The 19,695-nt window shown below is 75.3% G+C and carries 16 protein-coding genes; 4 read left to right on the top strand and 12 right to left on the bottom strand.

Annotated elements, in window-relative coordinates:
* Positions 1-5 precede the first annotated feature (5 nt).
* Complete coding sequence (locus IPM45_15085) at positions 6-1,133, top strand: glycosyltransferase family 4 protein (GenBank protein ID MBK9180863.1); 1,128 nt, start codon at positions 6-8, stop codon at positions 1,131-1,133.
* Here IPM45_15085 and IPM45_15080 read toward each other — a convergent pair.
* Together IPM45_15080 and IPM45_15075 are read right to left on the bottom strand one after the other, a co-directional pair.
* On the bottom strand, positions 1,100-2,365 hold the full coding sequence (locus IPM45_15080) for an ABC transporter ATP-binding protein (protein ID MBK9180862.1): 1,266 nt from the start codon (positions 2,363-2,365) through the stop codon (positions 1,100-1,102). The two genes, IPM45_15085 and IPM45_15080, sit on opposite strands and share 34 nt — an antisense overlap.
* Positions 2,366-2,372: 7 nt before the next feature.
* The gene (locus IPM45_15075) at positions 2,373-3,266 is read right to left on the bottom strand and encodes an ABC transporter permease (protein ID MBK9180861.1); all 894 of its coding nucleotides are present in this window, start codon (positions 3,264-3,266) and stop codon (positions 2,373-2,375) included.
* Between the two features lie 79 nt (positions 3,267-3,345).
* Between IPM45_15075 and IPM45_15070 the strand changes: the two genes are divergently transcribed.
* From IPM45_15070 to cofE, 3 genes are read left to right on the top strand one after another with little or no spacing between them, the layout of a single operon-like run.
* Complete coding sequence (locus IPM45_15070) at positions 3,346-4,257, top strand: GDP-mannose 4,6-dehydratase (protein ID MBK9180860.1); 912 nt, start codon at positions 3,346-3,348, stop codon at positions 4,255-4,257.
* Positions 4,254-5,189 carry a 2-phospho-L-lactate transferase gene (locus IPM45_15065; GenBank protein ID MBK9180859.1) on the top strand — a complete coding sequence of 312 codons (936 nt, stop codon included), beginning with the start codon at positions 4,254-4,256 and terminating at the stop codon, positions 5,187-5,189. The genes IPM45_15070 and IPM45_15065 overlap by 4 nt, the downstream gene beginning before the upstream one ends.
* Complete coding sequence (gene cofE / locus IPM45_15060; GenBank protein ID MBK9180858.1) at positions 5,189-5,902, top strand: coenzyme F420-0:L-glutamate ligase; 714 nt, start codon at positions 5,189-5,191, stop codon at positions 5,900-5,902. The genes IPM45_15065 and cofE overlap by 1 nt, the downstream gene beginning before the upstream one ends.
* Here cofE and IPM45_15055 read toward each other — a convergent pair.
* The 10 genes from IPM45_15055 to IPM45_15010 all read right to left on the bottom strand — a co-directional run bounded on the left by IPM45_15055 (position 5,899) and on the right by IPM45_15010 (position 19,682).
* Positions 5,899-7,245, bottom strand: coding sequence for a DUF222 domain-containing protein (locus IPM45_15055; protein MBK9180857.1), 1,347 nt, complete (start codon positions 7,243-7,245; stop codon positions 5,899-5,901). The genes cofE and IPM45_15055 overlap by 4 nt on opposite strands.
* A 74-nt stretch (positions 7,246-7,319) precedes the next feature.
* On the bottom strand, positions 7,320-9,206 hold the full coding sequence (locus tag IPM45_15050) for a cell wall-binding repeat-containing protein (protein MBK9180856.1): 1,887 nt from the start codon (positions 9,204-9,206) through the stop codon (positions 7,320-7,322).
* A gap of 40 nt (positions 9,207-9,246) precedes the next feature.
* Positions 9,247-10,635: a cell wall-binding repeat-containing protein gene (locus tag IPM45_15045; protein ID MBK9180855.1), complete on the bottom strand. Its 1,389-nt coding sequence runs from the start codon at positions 10,633-10,635 to the stop codon at positions 9,247-9,249.
* A gap of 576 nt (positions 10,636-11,211) precedes the next feature.
* Complete coding sequence (locus tag IPM45_15040) at positions 11,212-13,050, bottom strand: cell wall-binding repeat-containing protein (protein ID MBK9180854.1); 1,839 nt, start codon at positions 13,048-13,050, stop codon at positions 11,212-11,214.
* Positions 13,051-13,071: 21 nt separating this feature from the next.
* A complete protein-coding gene (locus IPM45_15035; protein MBK9180853.1) occupies positions 13,072-13,962 on the bottom strand; it encodes a class I SAM-dependent methyltransferase in 891 nt (296 codons plus the stop codon).
* A 180-nt stretch (positions 13,963-14,142) separates the two neighbouring features.
* Complete coding sequence (locus IPM45_15030; GenBank protein MBK9180852.1) at positions 14,143-15,096, bottom strand: GDP-mannose 4,6-dehydratase; 954 nt, start codon at positions 15,094-15,096, stop codon at positions 14,143-14,145.
* Between the two features lie 3 nt (positions 15,097-15,099).
* A complete protein-coding gene (locus IPM45_15025; protein MBK9180851.1) occupies positions 15,100-16,113 on the bottom strand; it encodes an NDP-sugar synthase in 1,014 nt (337 codons plus the stop codon).
* A gap of 47 nt (positions 16,114-16,160) precedes the next feature.
* Positions 16,161-17,417 carry a glycosyltransferase family 4 protein gene (locus tag IPM45_15020; GenBank protein MBK9180850.1) on the bottom strand — a complete coding sequence of 419 codons (1,257 nt, stop codon included), beginning with the start codon at positions 17,415-17,417 and terminating at the stop codon, positions 16,161-16,163.
* Positions 17,418-17,427: 10 nt separating this feature from the next.
* Positions 17,428-18,573 carry a glycosyltransferase family 4 protein gene (locus IPM45_15015; GenBank protein ID MBK9180849.1) on the bottom strand — a complete coding sequence of 382 codons (1,146 nt, stop codon included), beginning with the start codon at positions 18,571-18,573 and terminating at the stop codon, positions 17,428-17,430.
* The gene (locus tag IPM45_15010; protein ID MBK9180848.1) at positions 18,570-19,682 is read right to left on the bottom strand and encodes a glycosyltransferase family 4 protein; all 1,113 of its coding nucleotides are present in this window, start codon (positions 19,680-19,682) and stop codon (positions 18,570-18,572) included. The genes IPM45_15015 and IPM45_15010 overlap by 4 nt, the downstream gene beginning before the upstream one ends.
* Positions 19,683-19,695: the final 13 nt, after the last annotated feature.

The following is a 19,695-nucleotide window of genomic DNA, read 5'->3' as shown; positions in this document are numbered from 1 at the left end:
CGGCCGTGATCCGGGTCGCGCTCGACGGCACGCCGCTGCTCGGGCACCGCACCGGGGTCGGGGTGTTCACCCACGAGGTGCTCGCCGAGCTGGCCCGCCGGCCCGGCCTGCGGCTCACCGCCTGGGCGGCCACCTGGCGGGGCCGGGGCCGGCTGGCCGGCCACCTGCCCCCCGGGGTGCGGGTGCCGGGGATGCCGATGGCGGCCCGGCCCCTCCGGGCGGCCTGGCGGCGGGCCGACCTCCCGCCCCTCGAGCTGTGGACCGGGCCCGTCGACGTGGCCCACGGCACCAACTTCGTGGTGCCGCCCACCCGGCGGGCGGCCCGCCTGGTGACGGTGCACGACCTCACCCCCGTGCGGTTCCCCGAGCTGTGCACGGCCGACACCCTCCAGTACCCGGCGCTGCTCCGCCGGGCGCTGCGCGCCGGGGCCCACGTCCACGCCGTGTCGCACTTCGTGGCGGCCGAGGTGGTGGAGCTGCTCGGCGCCGACCCGGCACGGGTCCACGTGGTCCCGAACGGCGTCACGCCCCGCCGCCCCGACCCGGCCGCGGGCTCGCGCCCCGGCCCCCGGGTGCCCCCGGGGGGGCCGTACGTGCTGGCCGTGGGCACCGTCGAGCCCCGCAAGGACCTCCCCACCCTGGTGCGCGCCTTCGACCTGCTGGCGCCCGGCCATCCCGACCTGCGGCTCGTGCTCGCCGGCGCCGACGGCTGGGGCACCGCCGCCCTCGACGCCGCGGTGGCCGTGGCCCGCCACGCCGGTCGCGTCGTCCGGGTGGGCTGGGTCGGCGACGCCGAGCGCGACGAGCTGCTGCGCGGCGCCGTCGCCGTCGCGTACCCGTCGATCTACGAGGGGTTCGGCCTCCCGCCCCTCGAGGCCATGGCCGCCGGCGTCCCGGTGGTGGCCAGCACCGCCGGCGCGCTCCCCGAGGTGCTCGGCGACGCGGCCGTGCTCGTCGCCCCCGGCGACCCGCCGGCGCTGGCCGCGGCGCTCAGCGGCGTGATCGACAGCGACGCCCTCCGCCGCGACCTCGTGGCCCGGGGGCGGGAGCGGGCGGCCAGGTTCACGTGGGCGGCCACGGCCGACGGGTTGGTCGCGATCTACGAGGCGGTCTCGGGCCGCACCGCGGCCTGAACCCCGACCGCGCCCCTCGGCACCAGCACCCTGGCGTCGAGCGGGAAGTGCACCAGGCCGATGGTGCGGCCCGGGTTCATCACCTCGAACGAGTCGAGCTGCACCCGCTGGTCGTACTCGACGCCCGTGTCGTTGTGGATGCCCACCGAGACGAGGTAGGTGCCGTCCTGCAGCGGGACCCGCTCGAACTCGTACACGCACTCGCCGGCACCGTCGATGGTGCCCACCGGGGTGTCGATGACCTGGGTGTTGACGCCGAGCAGCAGGTTGCCGAGCTGGTCGTGGATCTCGAGGGCGAAGATGGCGTCGGAGGTGGGCCGGGTGGCCAGGTAGCCGATGCGCACCCGCATGGGCTCGTCGGGCAGCAGCACGGAGCCCGTCGACGCCGGGTACTCGACCTGCACCGAGGTGATCCGCACCCGGTACGTCTTGGCCCGCACGTCGCCGGTGGCCTGGCCGGCCTCGTCCTCGAGGTACTCCTCGGGCACCTCGACGCCCCGCTCCAGCAGGGTCTGGCGGAAGGCCCGCACGGCCTCGCCGGGCGGGCCGTCCATCACCAGCTCGCCGTGGTCGAGCACCGCGCCGCGATCGCAGATCTGGCGCACCAGGTCGGCGGCGTGGGTGACGAACAGCATGGTGCGCCCCTCCCGGCGGAAGGACTTGATGCGGTCCATGCACTTGCGCTGGAACGCCTCGTCGCCGACGGACAGCACCTCGTCGATGATCAGCACGTCGGGGTCGACGTTGACGGCGACCGCGAAGCCCAGCCGCGCGTACATGCCCGACGAGTAGTGCTTCACCTGGCTGTCGATGAAGGGCTCGAGCTCGGAGAAGTCGACGATCTCGTCGAACTTGCGTTCCATGTCGGCCTTGGAGAACCCGAGGATCGACCCGTTGAGGAAGACGTTCTCGCGGCCCGTCAGGTCGGGGTGGAAGCCGGCCCCCAGCTCCAGCAGCGCCGCCACCCGGCCGTACGTGCGGATGGCCCCCTGGGTGGGCCGCAGGGTGCCCGACACGCACTTGAGCAGCGTGCTCTTCCCCGAGCCGTTGTGGCCGAGCAGCCCGACCGTCTCGCCCTCGCTCACCTCGATGGTGACGTCGCGGAGCGCGTAGAACTCCTCGTAGGGGTTGCGCCCCAGGCGGATGAAGCGCTCCTTGAAGGTCTTGGGCTTCTCCTTGTAGAGGCGGAAGCGCTTGGTGACCCCGTGGATCTCGACGGCGGGCTGACCCATGTCCGGCTCAGATCTCCTCGGCGAAGTCGTCCTCGAGCCGCCCGAACAGCCACAGGGCGAGCACGAGCAGCACCAGGGAGCCGGCACCGACGATCGCGAGGTTCCGCAGGTACCAGCCGATCCCCACGTCGAGCGGGATGACGCCGGGGTCGGACGGGTTGTAGATCACCCGCTGGAAGGTGAGCACCACGGGGATGATCGGGTTGAAGAGCAGGATCCAGCTCTTGTCGCCCAGCCGCTCGGCCACCTGCTCGTACGGGTACACGATCGCCGACAGCCAGAACCACACCACCAGCACCAGCTCGAGCAGGTGCTGGGTGTCGCGCAGGTACACGTTGACGGCGGCGAGCCCGATGGCGATGGCCGCCGAGAAGAGCAGCAGCACGAGCAGGGCCGGGACCAGCGCCGGGGCGTAGCTCCAGGCCGGGGCGTGCCGGAAGATCGCCAGGGCCGCGAACAGCACGAGCATCTGCAGGAAGAAGTGCACCAGCGAGGCGCCGATGGACGCCAGGGGAAGGATCTCGCGGGGGAACCACACCTTCTGCACCAGCGAGGCGTTGCCCACGATCGACGTGGTCCCGGCCGACACCGAGTTGGAGTACAGGTTCCAGGCGAGCAGGCCCGACAGCAGGAAGATGGAGAACAGGGGCACCTGCACCCGCAGGATCTCCTTGAACACCAGCGTGAACACCACCAGGTACAGCACCGGGTTGAGCAGCGACCACAGGAACCCCAGGACGCTGTTCTTGTACTTGACCTTCAGCTCCTTGCGGACGAGGTTGCCGAGGAGCTCGCGGTAGCGCCACACGATGACGAGGCGCTGGATCGGACCGGGCCGGGCCGAGACCTCGGTGGTGGTCGGCGGGCGCGCCGGTTCGGGCGGGGCGGACGAGGGGCTCACGATGACCGTCGAGGGTACTACGGGCCCCTCCGGCCCCCCGGGCAGGCGCCCGGCCCGGCCGTCCCTAGACTGCCCCGCCGTGAGGGCGCTGGTCACCGGTGCGGGCGGCTTCGTCGGCCACTACCTGGTCGGTCACCTGCGCGCCTGCGGCGACCACGTGACCGCCGACGAGGGCCCGCTGGGCGGCGGCACCGACATCTGCGACCTCGACGCCCTGCGCGGGCTCGTCGCCGGCACCCGGCCCGACGCCGTCTACCACCTGGCCGGCTGGAGCGACGTGGGCGCCTCGTGGTCGGCACCCGTCGAGGTGTTCCGGGCCAACGCCGAGGGCACCCTGAACGTGCTCCTCGCCTGCGCCGACGTGGCGGTCACGAAGGTGCTGGTGGTCACCAGCGCCGACGTGTACGGCGTGGTGGGCCCCGACGACCTCCCCCTCGCCGAGGACCGGCCGCTGCGGCCCGTCAGCCCCTACGGCGCCAGCAAGGTGGCGGCAGACGTGCTCGCCCTCCAGTCGTTCCTCGGGAGCGGCCTGCCGACCGTGCGGGTCCGGGCGTTCAACCACCTGGGGCCGGGCCAGTCCGACCGCTTCGTGGCCTCGGCCATCGCCCGGCGCGTGGCCGAGAACGAGCGCAGCGGCGAGACGTCGGTGCGGGTGGGCAACGTCACCCCGGCCCGCGACTTCACCGACGTGCGCGACGTTGTCCGGGCGTACCGCCTGCTCGTCGAGCACGGCGAGCCGGGCGAGGTCTACAACGTGTGCTCGGGGCCGCCGGTGTCGATCGCCGAGCTGGGCGAGCGGCTGGTCGCCATGGCTGCCACCCCCATGCGGCTCGACCCCGACCCGGCCCTGCAGCGGCCGGTCGACGTCCCCGTTCTCCACGGCGACCCGAGCCGGCTGTGCGAGGCCACCGGCTGGCAGCCCGAGATCCCCCTCGAGCACACCCTGGCCGACGTCCTCGCCTGGTGGCGGGCCCAGCAGGGGCCGGCGTGATCACCGTCGTCGCCGGGGGCGTGGGCGCGGCCCGCTTCCTCACCGGCCTGGTGCAGGTGGTCGAGCCCGGCGAGGTCGCCGCGGTCGTGAACGTGGGTGACGACGTGACGCTCCACGGGCTGCACGTGAGCCCCGACCTCGACACGGTCACGTACACCCTCGCCGGCGCCATCGACCCCGAGACCGGGTGGGGCCTGGCCGGCGAGACCTGGGCGGCCATGGCCGGCCTCGAGCGCTACGGCGGCGTCACCTGGTTCCGCCTCGGCGACCAGGACCTGGCGACCCACCTGTACCGGACCCAGCGCCTCCGCGAGGGCGCACCCCTGTCGGCCGTCACCGCCGAGGTCGTGCGGGCCTGGGGGCTGGGGCTGCGCGTCCTCCCGGCCACCGACGACCGCCTCGAGACGCGCGTCAACGTGGCCGGCGAGGGCGAGATCGGCTTCCAGGAGTACTTCGTGCAGCGCCGCCACGCCGTGCCCGTCACCGCCGTCCGCGTGGCCGGCGCCGGCGACGCCCAGCCCGCCCCCGGCGTGATCGAGGCCATCACCGAGGCCGAGGTGGTGGTGATCGCGCCGTCCAACCCGATCGTGTCGATCGGGCCGATCCTCGCGGTCCCCGGCATCCAGGAGGCCATCGCCGACCGGCGCCCACGGGTGGTGGCGGTGTCGCCCATCGTCGCCGGGGCCGCCCTCAAGGGCCCGGCCGACCGGATGCTCGCCGAGCTCGGCCACGAGGCCTCGGTGGTGGGCGTCGCCCGCCTCTACCGCGACCTGGCCGCCACCCTGGTGATCGACGAGGCCGACGTCGGCCTGGCCGGGGCGGTGGAGGCCACGGGCATGCGCTGCGTGGTCACCCCCACCGTCATGCGCGACCCCCAGGTGGCCGCGGCCCTGGCCGCCACGGTGCTGGCCGCGGGCCGGGCCGGCCGCTGATGCGCCTGGAGATCCTCGCGGTCGAGGGCGTGCCCGAGGTACGCCCGGGCGACGTGCTGGCCGACCTCGTCGCCGCGGCGTGCGCGGCCGGCGAAGCCACCACCCTCCGGCCCGGCGACGTGGTGGTGGTCACCCAGAAGGTGGTGTCGAAGGCGGAGGGGCGGCTGGTGCCCGTCGACCCCGACGACCCCCGCTCGCACAAGGCGCTGGTGGAGCAGGAGGCCGTGCGGATCCTGCGCCGCCGGGGCGACCTGCTCATCACTGAGACCAGCCACGGCTTCGTGTGCGCCAACGCCGGCATCGACCTGTCGAACGTCGACCGCGGGTGGGCCGCGCTCCTGCCCCTCGACGCCGACCGGTCGGCCCGTCGCATCCGCGACGGCCTGCGGGCCCGCACCGGCACGGAGGTGGGCGTGATCGTGAGCGACACGTTCGGCCGCACCTGGCGCAAGGGGCTCACCGACGTGGCCATCGGCTGCGCCGGCGTGGCCGCGGTGGTCGACCTGCGGGGAACCGCCGACGCCTTCGGCCGCGAGCTGCAGGTGACCGAGGTGGCCGTGGCCGACGAGCTGGCCTCGGCGGCCGAGCTGGTGATGGGCAAGGCGACCGGCGTGCCGGTGGCCATCGTGCGGGGCGTCGACCCGGCGTGGCTGCGCGACGGGTCGGTGGCCGGCGAGATCGTCCGCCCGCCCCGGGAGGACCTGTTCCGCTAGCCCTGTCGCCCGCACGGTGGTGGCCGTGCGGTGCGGGCCCGGTTGTGGGGGCCGCACAGGAGCCGGCCGTTGGCCTGGGTGGTGGGCCCGCCGGCCTCCCAGGGCACGATGTGGTCGACCTGGCATCGGCCGGCGGGCACGTCGCAGCCCGAGGGGTGCTGGCAGTGGCGGTCGCGCACCTGGATCACCCGGCGCAGCGCCCCGGTGAAGAACCGCTCGCGGACGCTGACCGACAGGGCCCGCTGGGCCGAGTCGAACACGATCGACTCGATGTCGGCCCGCTCCAGCAGGGGCAGGAACTGCGCTCGGGTGAGCACCGTGCCGTCGTCGAGCTCGCACAAGTGCCCGACCGCGTCGTCCAGGCCGACCACCACCGTGACCAGCGGCTCGGGCCGGCGCCCACCAGCGGGCGCGCTGCGGGACCGCTCGGCCATGCGCACCAGCGCCGCGGCCCGCCGCTGGGCCGGCGTGCGGCCCAGCTCGCCCACCCCCACCTCGTCGCGGCCCAACCGGGCGCGGGCCTCGGCCACGTCGTCGGCGTACAGCTCGTCCTCCAGGCGCTGCAGCTCGCCCTGCACCGCGGTGCCCCACACCGCGTCCAGCCGACCCCGCACGTCGAAGCTGCCCTGGAAGGTGCGCACCACCGACAGGTACACGTCGGCGGCCGAACGGTCGGCGTCGGCGTCGGCACCGTCGGGGTCGGCCTGCTGACGCCAGTACGCCACCGCCCGCAGGAAGTCCCGCAACGACAGCCCCTCGGCCTGGCCGACCAGCACCGCCTCGTCGCGCACGAACGCCTCGTGGGTGCGGGGCCCGTCGAGGCCGGCCAGCACGTCGACGTGATCGGGGCCGATCACCCCGGCCGCCAGCGCCGACGCCACCCGAGGCATCTCCCCCAACCGGCGGGCCCGACGAAGGCGGGCCCGGCCCTCCCGCGGCGACAGGTGCGCGTCGCGGGCCAGCCGGGCCCCGGCCGCACGCGACCCGTCGCCGGCCCACACCCCCCGGGAATCCCAGCGGGCCACCAACCCCGCGCTCACGCCCTCCAGGCGGCTGTGGCGCACCTGCAGCCCCACCACCAGATCGTCGAGCTCGCCGTCGGCCAGCTCGTCGGCATCCACCACCGCCAGGATCAGGGCCGCCTCGTCCAGGCGGTCGAACGCCAGCCGCACCTCATCAGCGACGCCACCCGACCCCCCGCCCGGCCCGCCACCCGACCCGCCACCCGGCCCGCCGCCCGGCCCGCCGTCGAGGCCGTGCACCCGGTGGCGAACCCGCTCGCGCACCCGCCCGAGCACCCGCTCGGCCGCCCGCTCCGGCGCCTGGCCCACTCCGACCGCCATGCCGTCAGCCTACCACACCCGATCGAACGTGTGTTCGTATTTCTCCCGGGGCACCCCCGGCGCCCGGCGGAGCGCTAGATCAGCGGGTTCAGCTGGCCGAGCACCGAGTCGGACACCGCCGCGGTGCCTCCGTACACGAAGCCCCCGCCCAACGAGCCGGCCGCGCCGGTCACCCAGCTGCTGACCGAGGCGGGGAGGGCGTCGGGCCGGGTGAGCAGCAGCGGGCCGCCCCTCGCCGCGATGTGGGCACCGCCGGTGAGGGCATCGGGGAACGTGACGCCCGAGGCCACGCCGAGCACGGTCGGCTGGGCGAAGAACTGGCGGGCCACGAGCACCGCGGTGTCGTAGCGGTCGGCACCCACGAGCGTGGAGGGCAGGCCGGTGGCCACCGTGGCCGGGCCCCCGACGGCGAACACGGCCACGTCGGCCAGGCCGTCGAGGAACTGGGCGGTGGCCGGCGGAAGGGCCGTGCCCGCCGTGAGCACCACCACGCCGCCGCGCGCCGCGGCCGCGGCCCCGGCGGCCAGGGCGTCGGCGAAGTCGGTGCCGGTGGCGACGAGGACCGGGTTGGCCGAGCCCACCTGGCGGGCCACCGCCACGGCGGTCTCGTAGCGGGTCGGGCCGGCCAGGCGGGTGACCGCGAAGCCGGCGTCGCGGAGCGACTGCTCGACGGCCGGACCCAGGGCCGCCGGGCCTCCCAGCAGGTAGACGGGGCCGCCGGGGCGCAGCACCCGCTGGATCTCGGCCAGCACCCGCGTGTCGAGGGCGGTGGGCGGGGTGATGAGGAGCGGCCCCCGCTGGGCGGTGGCGAGGGGCGTGCCGGCGAGGGCGTCGGGGAACGCGTCGGAGCGGGCCAGGACCACCGCCGCGGCCGACGACGGCGACGGGAACGTGCTCTGGGCCACCACGATCCCGGTGCCCACCCGGTCGACGCCGCCCAGGCGCTGCACGGGGCCCGACGGGGCCGGCCCGCCTCCGGCCGCGGCGAGCACGACCTGGGTGCCTCCCGGCACCTGGCGGTAGCTCACGGTGAAGACCTGGCCGCCACCCGACACGGCCGCACCGTCGGGCAGGTTGGCGAAGGTGCCGGTGAGGGGCCCGGCGCTGGCGATGATCGGCAGCTGGGCGCCGGCGGGCACCCCGGCCGTCAGCTCGACCACGAGGGATCCGGCGAGGGTGGTGGCGCCGGCCACGTCGAGCGGGTCGTGGGTGGCCCCGCCCACGGTGGCCACGAACGACCCACCCGACCCGATGCCGAGCGACTGCACGTTGCCCGTGCCGCCGATGGCGCCGCCGTTCACCTGGACCGCGCTGGAGGGCAGCTTGCCGGTGACCCGCAGGAGCCCCTCCTGCACCACGGTGGGCCCGGTGTAGCGGTTGTCGCCCCGCAGCTCGAGGGTGCCGGGGCCGGTCTTGGCCACGCCGCCGGGCGCCCCGACCGGCGCCGGCGGGGCCCCCGCGAGCTCGTTCTTGAGGTCGCCCAGCACCAGGAGGGTGGCGCTGGACGAGCTGCCCACCTTCACGGTGACGGTGGAGGTGCCCGGCTCGGGCCGGAGCCCGACGTCGGTGCGGATGGTGACGGTGCCGGCCGGGACGTCGGTCTCGAGGGCCGGGTCGTCGGGCGCGAAGAGGTTGATCTCCTCGCCCTTCAGCTCGTAGCCGGCTCCCTGGAACACGAGCCGGGCGAACGCCGGGGCGTAGTCCTGGTCGAAGTCGTTGTCGACCACCTTCTTGGGCGTGGCCGCCGGGAACACGAGCAGGCCGCTGCCGTCGGTGGGCGGCGTGGTGTCCTGCGGGCCCCAGTTGGCACCGACCCACATGCTCTCGCCGGGGCCCTGGCCGTCCCACATGAAGGGCCCGGCCAGGGCCGAGGCCGGCGGAGCCATGGTGAGGGTGGCCGCCGTCGCGACGGTGGCGGCCACGAGGGCCGCCACCGCACGCCGGGGCCGGACGCGTCGCACGAGGTGCATGCCAGCTCCGGGGCTCGTTCGGGGAAGGGGGCTAGATGATGCTGGTGAGGGTGGTGACGACGGCCGCGCTCACGGCGGCGGTGCCGCCGTAGACGTAGGCGTTGGTGAGGGTGCCGGCGTTGGCGACCACGTAGGTGTTCACCGACGCCGGGAGCGCCTCGGGCCTGGTGAGCACCAGCGGCCCGCCGAGCTTGGCGATGTGGGCGCCGCCGGTGAGGGCGTCGGGGAAGGCGAGGCCCGAGGCCACGCCGAGCACCGTCGGCGAGCTGAAGAACTGCTGGGCCGCCTTCACCGAGGTCTCGAACCGGTCGACCCCGACCACGGGGCTGGCCGTGTTGCCGGCCGCCCGCGAGGCCGGGCCGCCCAGCGCGAACAGGGTCACGCCCGACCGGGCCGACAGGTAGGCGGCCGTGGAGGCCGGCATGACGTCGCCGTTGGTGAGCAGCACGGCACCGCCGACCTTGGCTGCGGCCGAGCCGGCCGAGAGGGCGTCGGCGAAGTCGGTGCCGGTGGCCAGCAGCAGCGGCTGCGGGCTGCCCAGGGCCTGGGCGATGGCCACCGCGGTGGCGTAGCGCTCGGGGCCGGAGATGCGGCTCACGGTGTAGCCGGCGGCGGTGATGGCGTCGGCCACGGTCTGGGTGATGGCGGCGGTGCCGCCCAGCACGTAGACGGTGGCGCCCGGCGCCAGGACCCGGTTGATCTCGGCCAGCACCCGGCTGTCGAGCACGTTGGTGGGGTTGATCAGCAGCGGGCCGCTCTTGGCCTTGGCCAGCGGGGTGCCGGCGAGGGCGTCGGGGAACTCGTCGCTGCGGGCCAGCACCGCGGCCTGGGCCGAGTCGGTGCCCGGGTAGCTGTTCTGGGCGATGGCGATTGCGGTGTCGATGCGGTCAGGACCCGACAGGCGGGTGACCGGCGTGGTGGGGGGCGCGGCCTGGGGAGTGAGGGTGACATCCGCTCCGGTCATGCCGTCGCCGTAGCTGACCTTGAACAGCTGGCCGCTCGGCTGCGCAGTCACCGTCGCGCCCTCGGGCAGACCGGCGAACTGTCCCGAGAACGACCCGCTGTTGGCGATGATCGTGATGGGCGACGAGCCCGAGACCGTTGCCGTCGCCGTCACCTTGAGCGTGCCGCCGCCCAGCGCCAGGGCGTCGGCGACCTGCAACGAGGGTGTCGAGCCCGACACTGCGACCTCGAACGTGGAGCCGTTCTCCAGCGTCAGCCCGCTCACGGCAGCGCCACTGCCACCGTACGTGAACGTTGCCCCGCTCTTGACGGTGATCTGCGAGCCGGCGACGACGGCGCCGGCCTCGTTCCCGTCGGCCATGTTGCCCCGTACTTCCAGGGCACCCGCGTTGACCGTCGTGGGACCGGAGTAGATCCCGTCACCTGAGAGCACGAGCCTTCCGGCCCCGTTCTTCACGATTCCGGCTGGGCTCGCCTGCGGCACAAGGCCACCGCCACCAAATCCCAGGCTGTTCGACACGTCACCGGTCAGTGTCGTCGTCCCGCTGTTGACGCCGAACGCAACCGTGGGGTCACCGAGCCCAAGGTCAAGGGAGAGGGTCGTCGCGCCAGTCGCCGAGCTGACCGCTGTCTCGACGTTGAGCGGATCGCCGCCGAGCGTGTAGCCGGCGGCCGCGAAATCCAGCGTTCCCACGAGCGCAGGTCCTCCGGCAAGCCCTGGGAGGTCGTTGCTCAGCGACTGTGGGGAGGCGCCGTTGAAGATCAGGACTGTGGTGGGGTCATTCGCCGGAACGCCAGCCGGGCTCCAGTTTGTGGGCAGGTTGAGACTGCCGCTGCCGGCACCACCCGTCCATGTTGAGTCCAGGGCCCAGGCGGGGCCGGCGAGGGCGAGGGTCGAGCCGGCCAGGACGGCGGACGCGACGGCGATGCGGGCGAATCTCTTGACGCGCACGAATACCCTCCTCGGGTCATCGTTCGTGAACGGGAGCAACACTAGCCACACGGCCACCAGCCGCGGTGGCAGCGGGCGGGCCTACAGGGTCTTCAGGTCAGCGACCACGGCTTCGTTCACGGCGGCGGTGCCCCCGTAGACGAAGGCCCGGGTGATCGCGCCCTCGCCCGCGATGTAGAGCCGCACCGGCTGCGGCAGGGCGTCCGGCCGGGTGAGCAGCAGCGGACCGCCGAGCGCCGCGATGTGCGGGCCGCCGGTGAGGGCGTCGGGGAAGTTCGCGCCCGACGCCACGCCCACGGCCGTGGGATCGGCGAAGAACCGCTGGGCCACCGCCACCGAGGTGGTGTAGCGGTCGGTGCCCACGACCGGGGTGGCCTCGGGCACCGCCGCCGCCGCTGGGCCGCCCACCGCCACCAGGGCGGCGCCGAAGCGGCCCTGGATGTAGGAGGCGGTCGCCGCGGGGAGCGTGGCCCCGTCGGTGAGCAGCACCGCGCCGCCGCTGACGGCGGCAGCCGCACCGGCGGCCAGGGCGTCGGGGAAGTCGCGGCCGGTCGCCAGGATGATCGGCGAGGGCAGTTGGAGCTGCTCGGCGATCTCCACCGCCGTCTCGTAGCGGTTGTCGCCCGCCACCCGGTTCACTGCGAAGCCGGCGTCGTCCAGGGCGCCGGCCACCTCCGGGCCCAGGGCGGCCGTGCCGCCCAGCACCACCACGCGGCCCCCGCGGGGCAGCACCCGGTCGATCTCGGCCAGCACCCGCGGGTCGAGGGCGCCCGGCGGGTTCACCAGCAGCGGTCCGGCCTGCTGGCGGGCCAGCGGCGCGCCGGCCAGGGCGTCGGCGAACTGGTCGGAGCGGGCCAGCACCACCACCAGGGCCGAGTCGTTGGCCGGGAAGCCGTTCTTGGCCACCGCGATGCCCGTGGCGACGCGGTCGGCGCCGGCCAGGCGCTGCACGTCGAGCACGCGGGTGGGCGGGGGCGGGGTGGAGCAGCCGCTGCCCGGCGTCAGCACGGTGAGCACGACGTCGTTGCCGTCGCCCCCGGCGTAGGACACGCGGAACTGCTGGCCGGCGCTGGAGACCACGGTGGCGCCCTCGGCGACGCCGGCGAAGGTGCCGTCGCGGCTGGTGGTGGCCAGGGCCGGCACGACGGTGCCGACGGGCGCGTCGGTGGAGCCGGTGAGCGCGAGGTTGCCGCGGAGGGTGACCGGTCCGGCCGCCATGCCGTCGCTGCACACGTCGGCGCGGAACGTGCCGCCGCCGTCGACGACGAGCGTGCCCACCCGGCCGGTTCCCCCGAGCGTGGCTCCCGAACGCACCGACACCGGGCTGCTCGGCTGGTTGCCGTCGACCACGAGCACGCCGCCGGCGACGACGGTGGCGCCGGTGTAGGTGTTGGCGCCGGCCAGGCGGGCGGTGCCCGGCCCGACCTTGTTCACACCGCCCGACGCCCCGCCGGTGACGCCCGGCGCGGTGTACGGGTTGCTGAGCACCCCCGTGACGGCGAGGCTGGTCCCACCGGCCACGTCGAGGTCGGTGGCGCCCACCAGGCCGATGGGCAGCTCGAGGGTGGTGACCCCGCCGCTGCTGTAGTCGGTCATCACGCCGGCGCTGCGCAGGTTGATGGCCGACGGCCCCTTGATCGTGTAGCCGCCCGACCGGAACGTGAGCTTGCCGACCTCGAACACGCCGGGGCTCGGGTTCTGGAGCGTCTTGGTCTCGCTGGGGCCGAACACCAGCGTGTCGCCCTGGTTGGGGATGCAGTTCCAGTTCTGGGCGTCGAGCAGCTTGTCGTTGGCCGTCACCGGATCCCACAGGCAGCTCGCGGCCGCGGCCGGTGCCGCGCTCACGACCAGGGCGCCACCGGCGAGCAGGGCGGTGACCAGCAGGCCTCGGAGGACCAGGGTGGGGGTGCGGGTGCGCACGGGCAGGGGCTCCTCGGGTCGTCAGGCCGGCAGGCCGGTGATGCGGAGCCAGAAGGCCCCGCCGTGGCGCTCGATGCCGGCCAGCAGCGGGTGGTCGAACAGGGAGTCGAGCACGGCCGCCAGCTCGGCGTCGGTCGACACGAACCAGGCCGGGAGCTCGGTCTCGGTGCCGGCCCCGCCGCCCAGGAGGAAGGCGCCGAGCACGTACTGCTCCGAGTAGAAGCGGTCGGCCCAGTCGGGTGGGTAGTCGTCGGGCAGGTGGATGTCGTGGATGCCGAGCAGCACGCCGGGCCGCAGCCGGGGCAGCACCTCGAGCAGCACGACGGTGGCGTCGGAGTTCATGAAGCAGCGGTGCGAGTTGTCGACGAACACCACGTCGCCGGGGCCGGCCCGGTCGAACACGGCCAGGTCGCAGTCCTCGAGGGGCTGGCGGACCACCTCGTCGCAGATGGCGTCGATCTCGGCGCGGGGGTGGGGGTCGATCGACACGATGCGGGTGCGCAGGCCGTGGTCGTCGACCGCCCGCCGAGCGAACTTGGTGGACCAGCCCGACCCGACCTCGAGGTACAGCTCGGGGTCGCGGTCGGCGAGGAACGTGTAGATGGCGGCGCCGTCGAGGGCGGGCAGCCAGCCGTTCACCCAGGCCGGCTCGGCGGGCGACGACGGCTCGTCGCGGGGGATGGCGAGCAGCTGGTCGCGGTACCCCAGGACGGCCTCGAGCACGACCCGGTAGCGGCCGCGCCCCCCGTCGAGCACGGCGTACAGGTACGGGTTGGGCGGCTGGCCCCAGCCGGCGCGGGCCCGCGGCGTGACCGGGTAGTCGAGGGTGACCCGGTCGTACGTGCCGGCCGGCAGCTCGACCCCCTCGGCGCCGAGCCCATCGGGCTCGCGGGGGGCGTGGCCGGGCACCATCGGCGCGGCCGACGGCCCCGACGGGGGGGCCAGGCGCACCGCGACCCGCGAGGCGATGCGGTCGCCGACCCGGTCGACGAGGCCGCCGAGGGTGCGCCGCACCAGCCCGACCGGCCCGGTGTCGGGCCCGGTGTCGGGGGCGGGGGCGGGATCGGACACGGGCCTCGACCTTACCGGCCCTCAGCCGTCCGGGCGGTCGCGGAACCAGCGCAGCACCTCGGCCACCCCGGCGGCCAGCCCCGTCCACGGCCTCCAGCCGAGGTGGATCCCGGCCCGGGACGGGTCGAGGCACGAGCGGGCCAGCTCGCCGGGGCGCGCCGGCGCCCGCTCCGCAGGGGTCGTCACGCCCACCGCCGAGGCCATGGTGTCGTACAGCTCGTTCACGCTGGTCTCGACCCCGGTGCCGATGTTGAGCAGCAGCCCGCTCCCCCGGTCGGCGGCCCGCACGAAGGCGTCGACCACGTCGTCGACGTACACGAAGTCGCGGGTCTGCTCGCCGTCGCCGAAGATCGTGCACCCCTCGCCCGCCAGCAGCCGGCCGGCGAAGATGGCCACGACCCCGGCCTCGCCGTGGGGGTCCTGGCGGGGCCCGAACACGTTGGCCAGGGCCAGCGACGTGAACTCGAGCTGGTGGAGCTGGCGGTACGCGACGAGGTAGTCGGTGACGGTCTTCTTGGCCACGCCGTACGGCGACAGCGGCTGCTGGGGGTGCGACTCGCGCACCGGCAGGTCGGACGGGTCGGGGTCGCCGTAGATGGTGCCGCCGCTCGAGGCGAACACCACCTTGCGGGCGCCGGCCTGCCGGGCCGCCTCCATCACATTGAGGCTGCCGAGCACGTTGACGTCGGCGTCGAAGACCGGGTCGGCCACGCTCACCCGCACGTCGGCCTGGGCCGCCAGGTGGAACACGACCTCCGGGGGCTTGCGGGCCAGCAGGTCGACCAGCTCGGGGGCGCGGATGTCGAGGTGGTGGAAGGTGAGGTCGTAGCTGCGGTCGGCCCGGGCCTGGGCCAGGTTGGCGAGGGAGCCGGTGGACAGGTCGTCGACGACGTCGACGGCGTGACCCTCGGCGAGCAGGCGATCGACGAGGGTCGACCCGATGAACCCGGCACCGCCGGTGACGAGCGCTCGCACCGCTCAGCCGTCCTCGGAGGCGGGCATGCGGGCGCCGTGGAGCACGGCCCCCGCCTCGATCTCCACGTCGTCGCCGACCACGCTGAGCTCGTCCAGCCGGGCGCCCGCCCCCACCACCGCCCGGTGGCCCAGGATCGAGTGCCGCACCTGGGCGCCGGCCCGCACGACCGACCCGGCCAGCAGCACGCTCTCGACGACCTCGGCCCCGGCCTCGACCCGGCACCCGGCGCCGAGCACCGAGCGCTCCACCGTCGCCCGCGGGTCGATCGCCGCCTCCAGCGACACGATGCCCTCGCGGGGTGCGTTCCACACCCCGTCGGCCAGGTCGAGGCACGCTTGCAGGTACGTCGCCGGCGTGCCGGTGTCGACCCAGTAGGCGCCGTCGTGCATGGCGAACAGCGAGCCGTCGGCGACCATGGCCGGGAACGTCTCCCGCTCGACCGACACCCGGCGGCCGCCCGGGATGCGACCGAGCACGCTGGGCTCGAGCACGTACGTGCCGGCGTTGATGAGGTTCGTCGGCGCCTGCCCGGGCGGGGGCTTCTCCACGAAGGCGGTGACCCGCCCGTCGGCGTCGGTGGGCACGACGCCGAAGCGGCTGGGGTCGTCGACGGGGTGGAGCGCGACGGTGCCCTCGGCGGCGTGCTCCCGGTGGAACGCCACCAGGCGGCCGAGGTCGAGATCGGTCAGCACGTCGCCGTTGACCACCACGAAGGTGTCGTCGATGCCGGCCTCGGTGGCCGCGAACCGGATCGCCCCGGCCGTGTCGAGCGGCTCGTCCTCGACGGCGTAGGTGAGCCGCACCCCGGCGCAGTGCCCGTCGGGGAAGGCCGCCAGGAACGCGTCGGGCCGGTAGCCGAGCGACAGCACGCACTCGTCGACGCCGTAGCGGGCGAAGTGGCTCACCACCAGCTCGATGAGGGGGTGGTTGCCGACGGGGAGGAGCTGCTTGGGCGTGGTGAGGGTGAGCGGCCGGAGGCGGGTGCCGAACCCGCCGACCAGCACGACCGCCCTCACGGCGCGCTCCGGCGACGCTGCAGGAGACGGACCATCGGCCGGCGACCTTAGCGCCGGCGCCGGGCCCGCCGTCCCGCCGCCAGCTCCTCGAACAGGGCCTCGTACGCCTGGGCCACCGCGGCGGGCGACGCCCAGCCCTCGACGAAGCGCCGGCCGGCCGACCCCATGGCCGCCAGACCGGCGGGATCGGCGAGGAGCCGACGCAGGGCGGCCGTGAACGCCACCGGGTCGTCGGGCGGCACCGCCAGGCCGGCGCCGGAGCGATCGACCAGCCGGGCCACCTCGGTGCCGGGGTCGACGCTGGCGAGCAGCGGCCGCCCGGCGGCGAGGATCGAGTACGTCTTGGACGGCACGCTCGACCGGGCCAGCCCCCTCCTCAGCGGCACCAGGTGGAGGTCGCCGGCGGCCAGCACCTCGGGGAGGCGCTCCTTGGGTTGCAGCGGGGCGAACACCACGTTGTCGAGGTGCTGCTCGGCGACGGCCCGGCGCAGCCCCTCGAGGGCCGCCCCGCCGCCGTTGACCACAAAGGCGACGTCGGGTCGGTCGTGGCGAAGCTCGGCCGCGGCCCGCAGCACCAGGTCGAGGCTCTGCGAGAACCCGACGTTGCCGGCGTACAGCACGACCGTGCGGCCCTCCAGGCCGTACTCGCGCCGGTACCCGTTGTCGGGCGGGCTCGGGCGGATCCAGTCGGTGTCGACGAAGTTCGGGATCACCCGCACCTTGGCCCGGAGGGACGGGCGGACCTTGGCGGCCACGTTGTCACGGAGATCGTCGGACAGCACCGTGACGGCGTCGGCCCGGGCGTAGCACCAGCGCTCGAGGGCCCGGGCGGCGGCGATCACCCGGGGGCTGTGGAGGACGCCCAGCTCGACGGCGACGTCGGGGAACACGTCCTGGATGTTGAACACGAGCGGCGCCCGCCGGGCGAGGCCCATGAGCCAGCCGGCGGCGCCGAGGGTGAGCGGCGGCGACATGGCCAGCACCGCGTCGGCCCGCGGGCCGGTGCAGCCCACGGCCGCGGCGACGGCGGTGAACCCGGCGAAGGCCAGCGCCCGCCGCGGGATGTCGGTCTTGTCGGTGGGGAACGGGTGGACCCGCCGGACCCGGCCCCAGGGGGTGCGCTCGGAGCGCACCAGCCGGCCCTCCCAACCCGGCTCCACCCGGTGGTGCAGGTACCACGGCAGCGCCGTCACCAGGTCGACGTGGTGGCCCCGGGCGACCAGCTCGGCCACGATGCGCGTCATCACCTCGCCCGTCGGGGCGACGTCGGGGGCGAAGTGGGGGCAGACGACGGCGATCTTCATGGTGGGGGGCTCACGCGCTGAGCGCCCGACGGTACGCGCCCTCGAGGGCGGCGGCGGCACGGTCGGGCGAGAAGTGGGCCAGGCGGGCGCGGCCGGCTCCCACCAGGCGACCCCGCAGGCCGGGCTCGTCGAGGACGGCGGCCATGGCGTCGGCCCAGCCGTCGGCGTCGTCGGGCGCGACGAGCAACCCGGCCCCGGCGACGACCTCCGGCAGGGCGGTGGCGTCGGCCGCGACGACCGGGCAGTCCCTGGCCCAGGCCTCGAGGACCGGGGCGCCGAAGCCCTCGTAGCGGGAGGGGAACACGAGCGCGGTCGCCTCGCGGAGCAGGGCGTCGAGATCGACGGCGCGCACCCGGCCGAGGCGGCGGAACCGGCCCGACACGCCCAGCGCGGCCGCCTCGTCGTCGAGGGCGGCCTCGAGGTCGGGCGCCCCGGCCCGGCCGCCCGTGACCACCACCGTGGCCTCCGGATGGCGATCGGCCAGTCGGGCCAGGGCCCGGACCAGCACGGCATGGTTCTTGTGGGGGTACACGATCGCCGGGTACACGAGGAGCGGCCCGTCGCCCAGGCGGTAGCGCGCCCGCACGCCGCCCCCGACGGCCGAGCGGCTCGGCGGAGGCACCGGGGCCAGGCCCTGGGGAACCACCACCACCCGGCCGGGATCGGCGCCGAACTCGGCGACCAGCGTGCCCTTCACGTACTCGCTGGGCACCAGCAGCAGGCGGGCCCGGCGCACGGCCGCGGGCACCACGCGGCGCAGGAAGGCCAGCTTGGTCCTCGAGAAGTGCTCGGGGTACGTCAGCCACTGCACGTCGTGCACCGTCGCCACCGACGGGGTCGGGTGCACCACCGGCACGTGCCCGCCGGCGTGGTGCACGAGGTCCACCCCGGCGTGGCGAGCCGCCCACGCCAGCCACGTCGACTCGCCCAGCACGCGCACCGGCTTGGGCCGCACCGGCACCGGTGCCCGCACCGTGGGGAACGCCTGCGCCAGGTCGGGGTGGGCCTCGAGGAGCGGTGCCGGCGCGAACAGCACGACCTCCAGGCCGGCGGGGCGTCGCACCGCCAGCGCGCGCAGCAGGCCCACCAGGTACGTCTCGGACCCGCCGACGACGCGCGTCTCCAACCACAGCAGGTTGACCCCGACCCGGCTCACCGGGTCACGTCGGCGTAGGCGGCGACCACCTGGGTGGCGGTGCGCTCCCACGTCAGCTCGCCGGCCCGCCGCCGGCCCCGCGCCCCCGTGGCGGCCGCCAACGCCACGTCGCCCAGCAGGCTCCCGATGCCGGCGGCGATGTCGCCCGGGTCGCGGGGATCGCACAGCACCGCCGCGCCCCCGGCGACCTCCTCGGTGGCCGTCCCGGCCGACGTCACCACCGGGGTGCCCTGGGCCATCGCCTCCAGCACCGGCAGCCCGAACCCCTCCCGCAGGCTCGGGTAGCAGAACACCGAGGCGCCGGCGTACAGCGCGCCCATGTCGTCGTCGGGCACGAAGCCGAGCGGCCGCACCCGCTCTCGCACCTCGCCGGGCAGGGTGTCGAGCAGGGCGCCCAGGTCCTCGTGCCAGCCCTGCGGGCCGGCGAGCACCAGCGGCTCGGCGCCGTCGAGCGCCCGGTACGCGGCCAGCAGCCCTCCGAGGTTCTTGCGGGGCTCGATCGTGCCCACCCAGAGCAGGTAGGGGCCCGGCAGGTCGTAGCGGCGGCGCACGGCCTCGACGTCGTCGTCCGACGCCGGCCGGGGCCGCACCCCGAGCAGGACGAGCCGCAACCGCTCGTCGGGGATCCCCACCGCCCGGCAGTCGGCCAGGGTGGCCGACGACGAGCACAGCACCAGGTCGGCCTCGGCCCGCACCAGGGCCAGCCCCCGGTCGAAGAACTGCAGCCCCCGCTTGGTGAAGTGACCCGGCTCGTGCAGGAACGCCAGGTCGTGCACGGTCACGACCAGCGGCGCCGAACGGGGCGGGACCGCCAGCGTGGTGGCGTGGATCACGTCGACCGGCCCGGCCGCCAGCTCGACACGGGGGCGGCGCAGGCGGTGCCAGCTCTCGTACAGGGCCGGCCGGGGCAACGGCAGGTGCGCGACCGGGATCGACGGCTGGAAGGGCTCGGGCGCCGCTGCCCGGTGCCGGGCGGCCACCCCCACCAGGCTCACGTCGGGCCGCGCCCCCAGGGCCCGCACCAGCTCGAGCGCCGCCGTCGCCGTCCCACCGGGCACCCGGTGCCAGCACTGCTCCAGGGTGACGGCGACCCGTCGCGGCGGCGGCATCGGCGGATCATCG

This window comes from Acidimicrobiales bacterium (assembly GCA_016716005.1).
Taxonomy (GTDB): domain Bacteria; phylum Actinomycetota; class Acidimicrobiia; order Acidimicrobiales; family JADJXE01; genus JADJXE01.
This window is presented reverse-complemented; position numbering and strand designations above follow the sequence as displayed.

What these genes read in the sequence shown, in the direction of transcription:
- IPM45_15080 (MBK9180862.1), bottom strand. Translation starts at nt 2,365, where the DNA reads ATGGGTCAGCCCGCCGTCGAGATCCACGGGGTCACCAAGCGCTTCCGC.
- cofE (MBK9180858.1), top strand. Translation starts at nt 5,189, where the DNA reads ATGCGCCTGGAGATCCTCGCGGTCGAGGGCGTGCCCGAGGTACGCCCG.
- IPM45_15055 (MBK9180857.1), bottom strand. Translation starts at nt 7,245, where the DNA reads ATGGCGGTCGGAGTGGGCCAGGCGCCGGAGCGGGCGGCCGAGCGGGTG.
- IPM45_15035 (MBK9180853.1), bottom strand. Translation starts at nt 13,962, where the DNA reads ATGGTGCCCGGCCACGCCCCCCGCGAGCCCGATGGGCTCGGCGCCGAG.
- IPM45_15020 (MBK9180850.1), bottom strand. Translation starts at nt 17,417, where the DNA reads ATGAAGATCGCCGTCGTCTGCCCCCACTTCGCCCCCGACGTCGCCCCG.
- IPM45_15010 (MBK9180848.1), bottom strand. Translation starts at nt 19,682, where the DNA reads ATGCCGCCGCCGCGACGGGTCGCCGTCACCCTGGAGCAGTGCTGGCAC.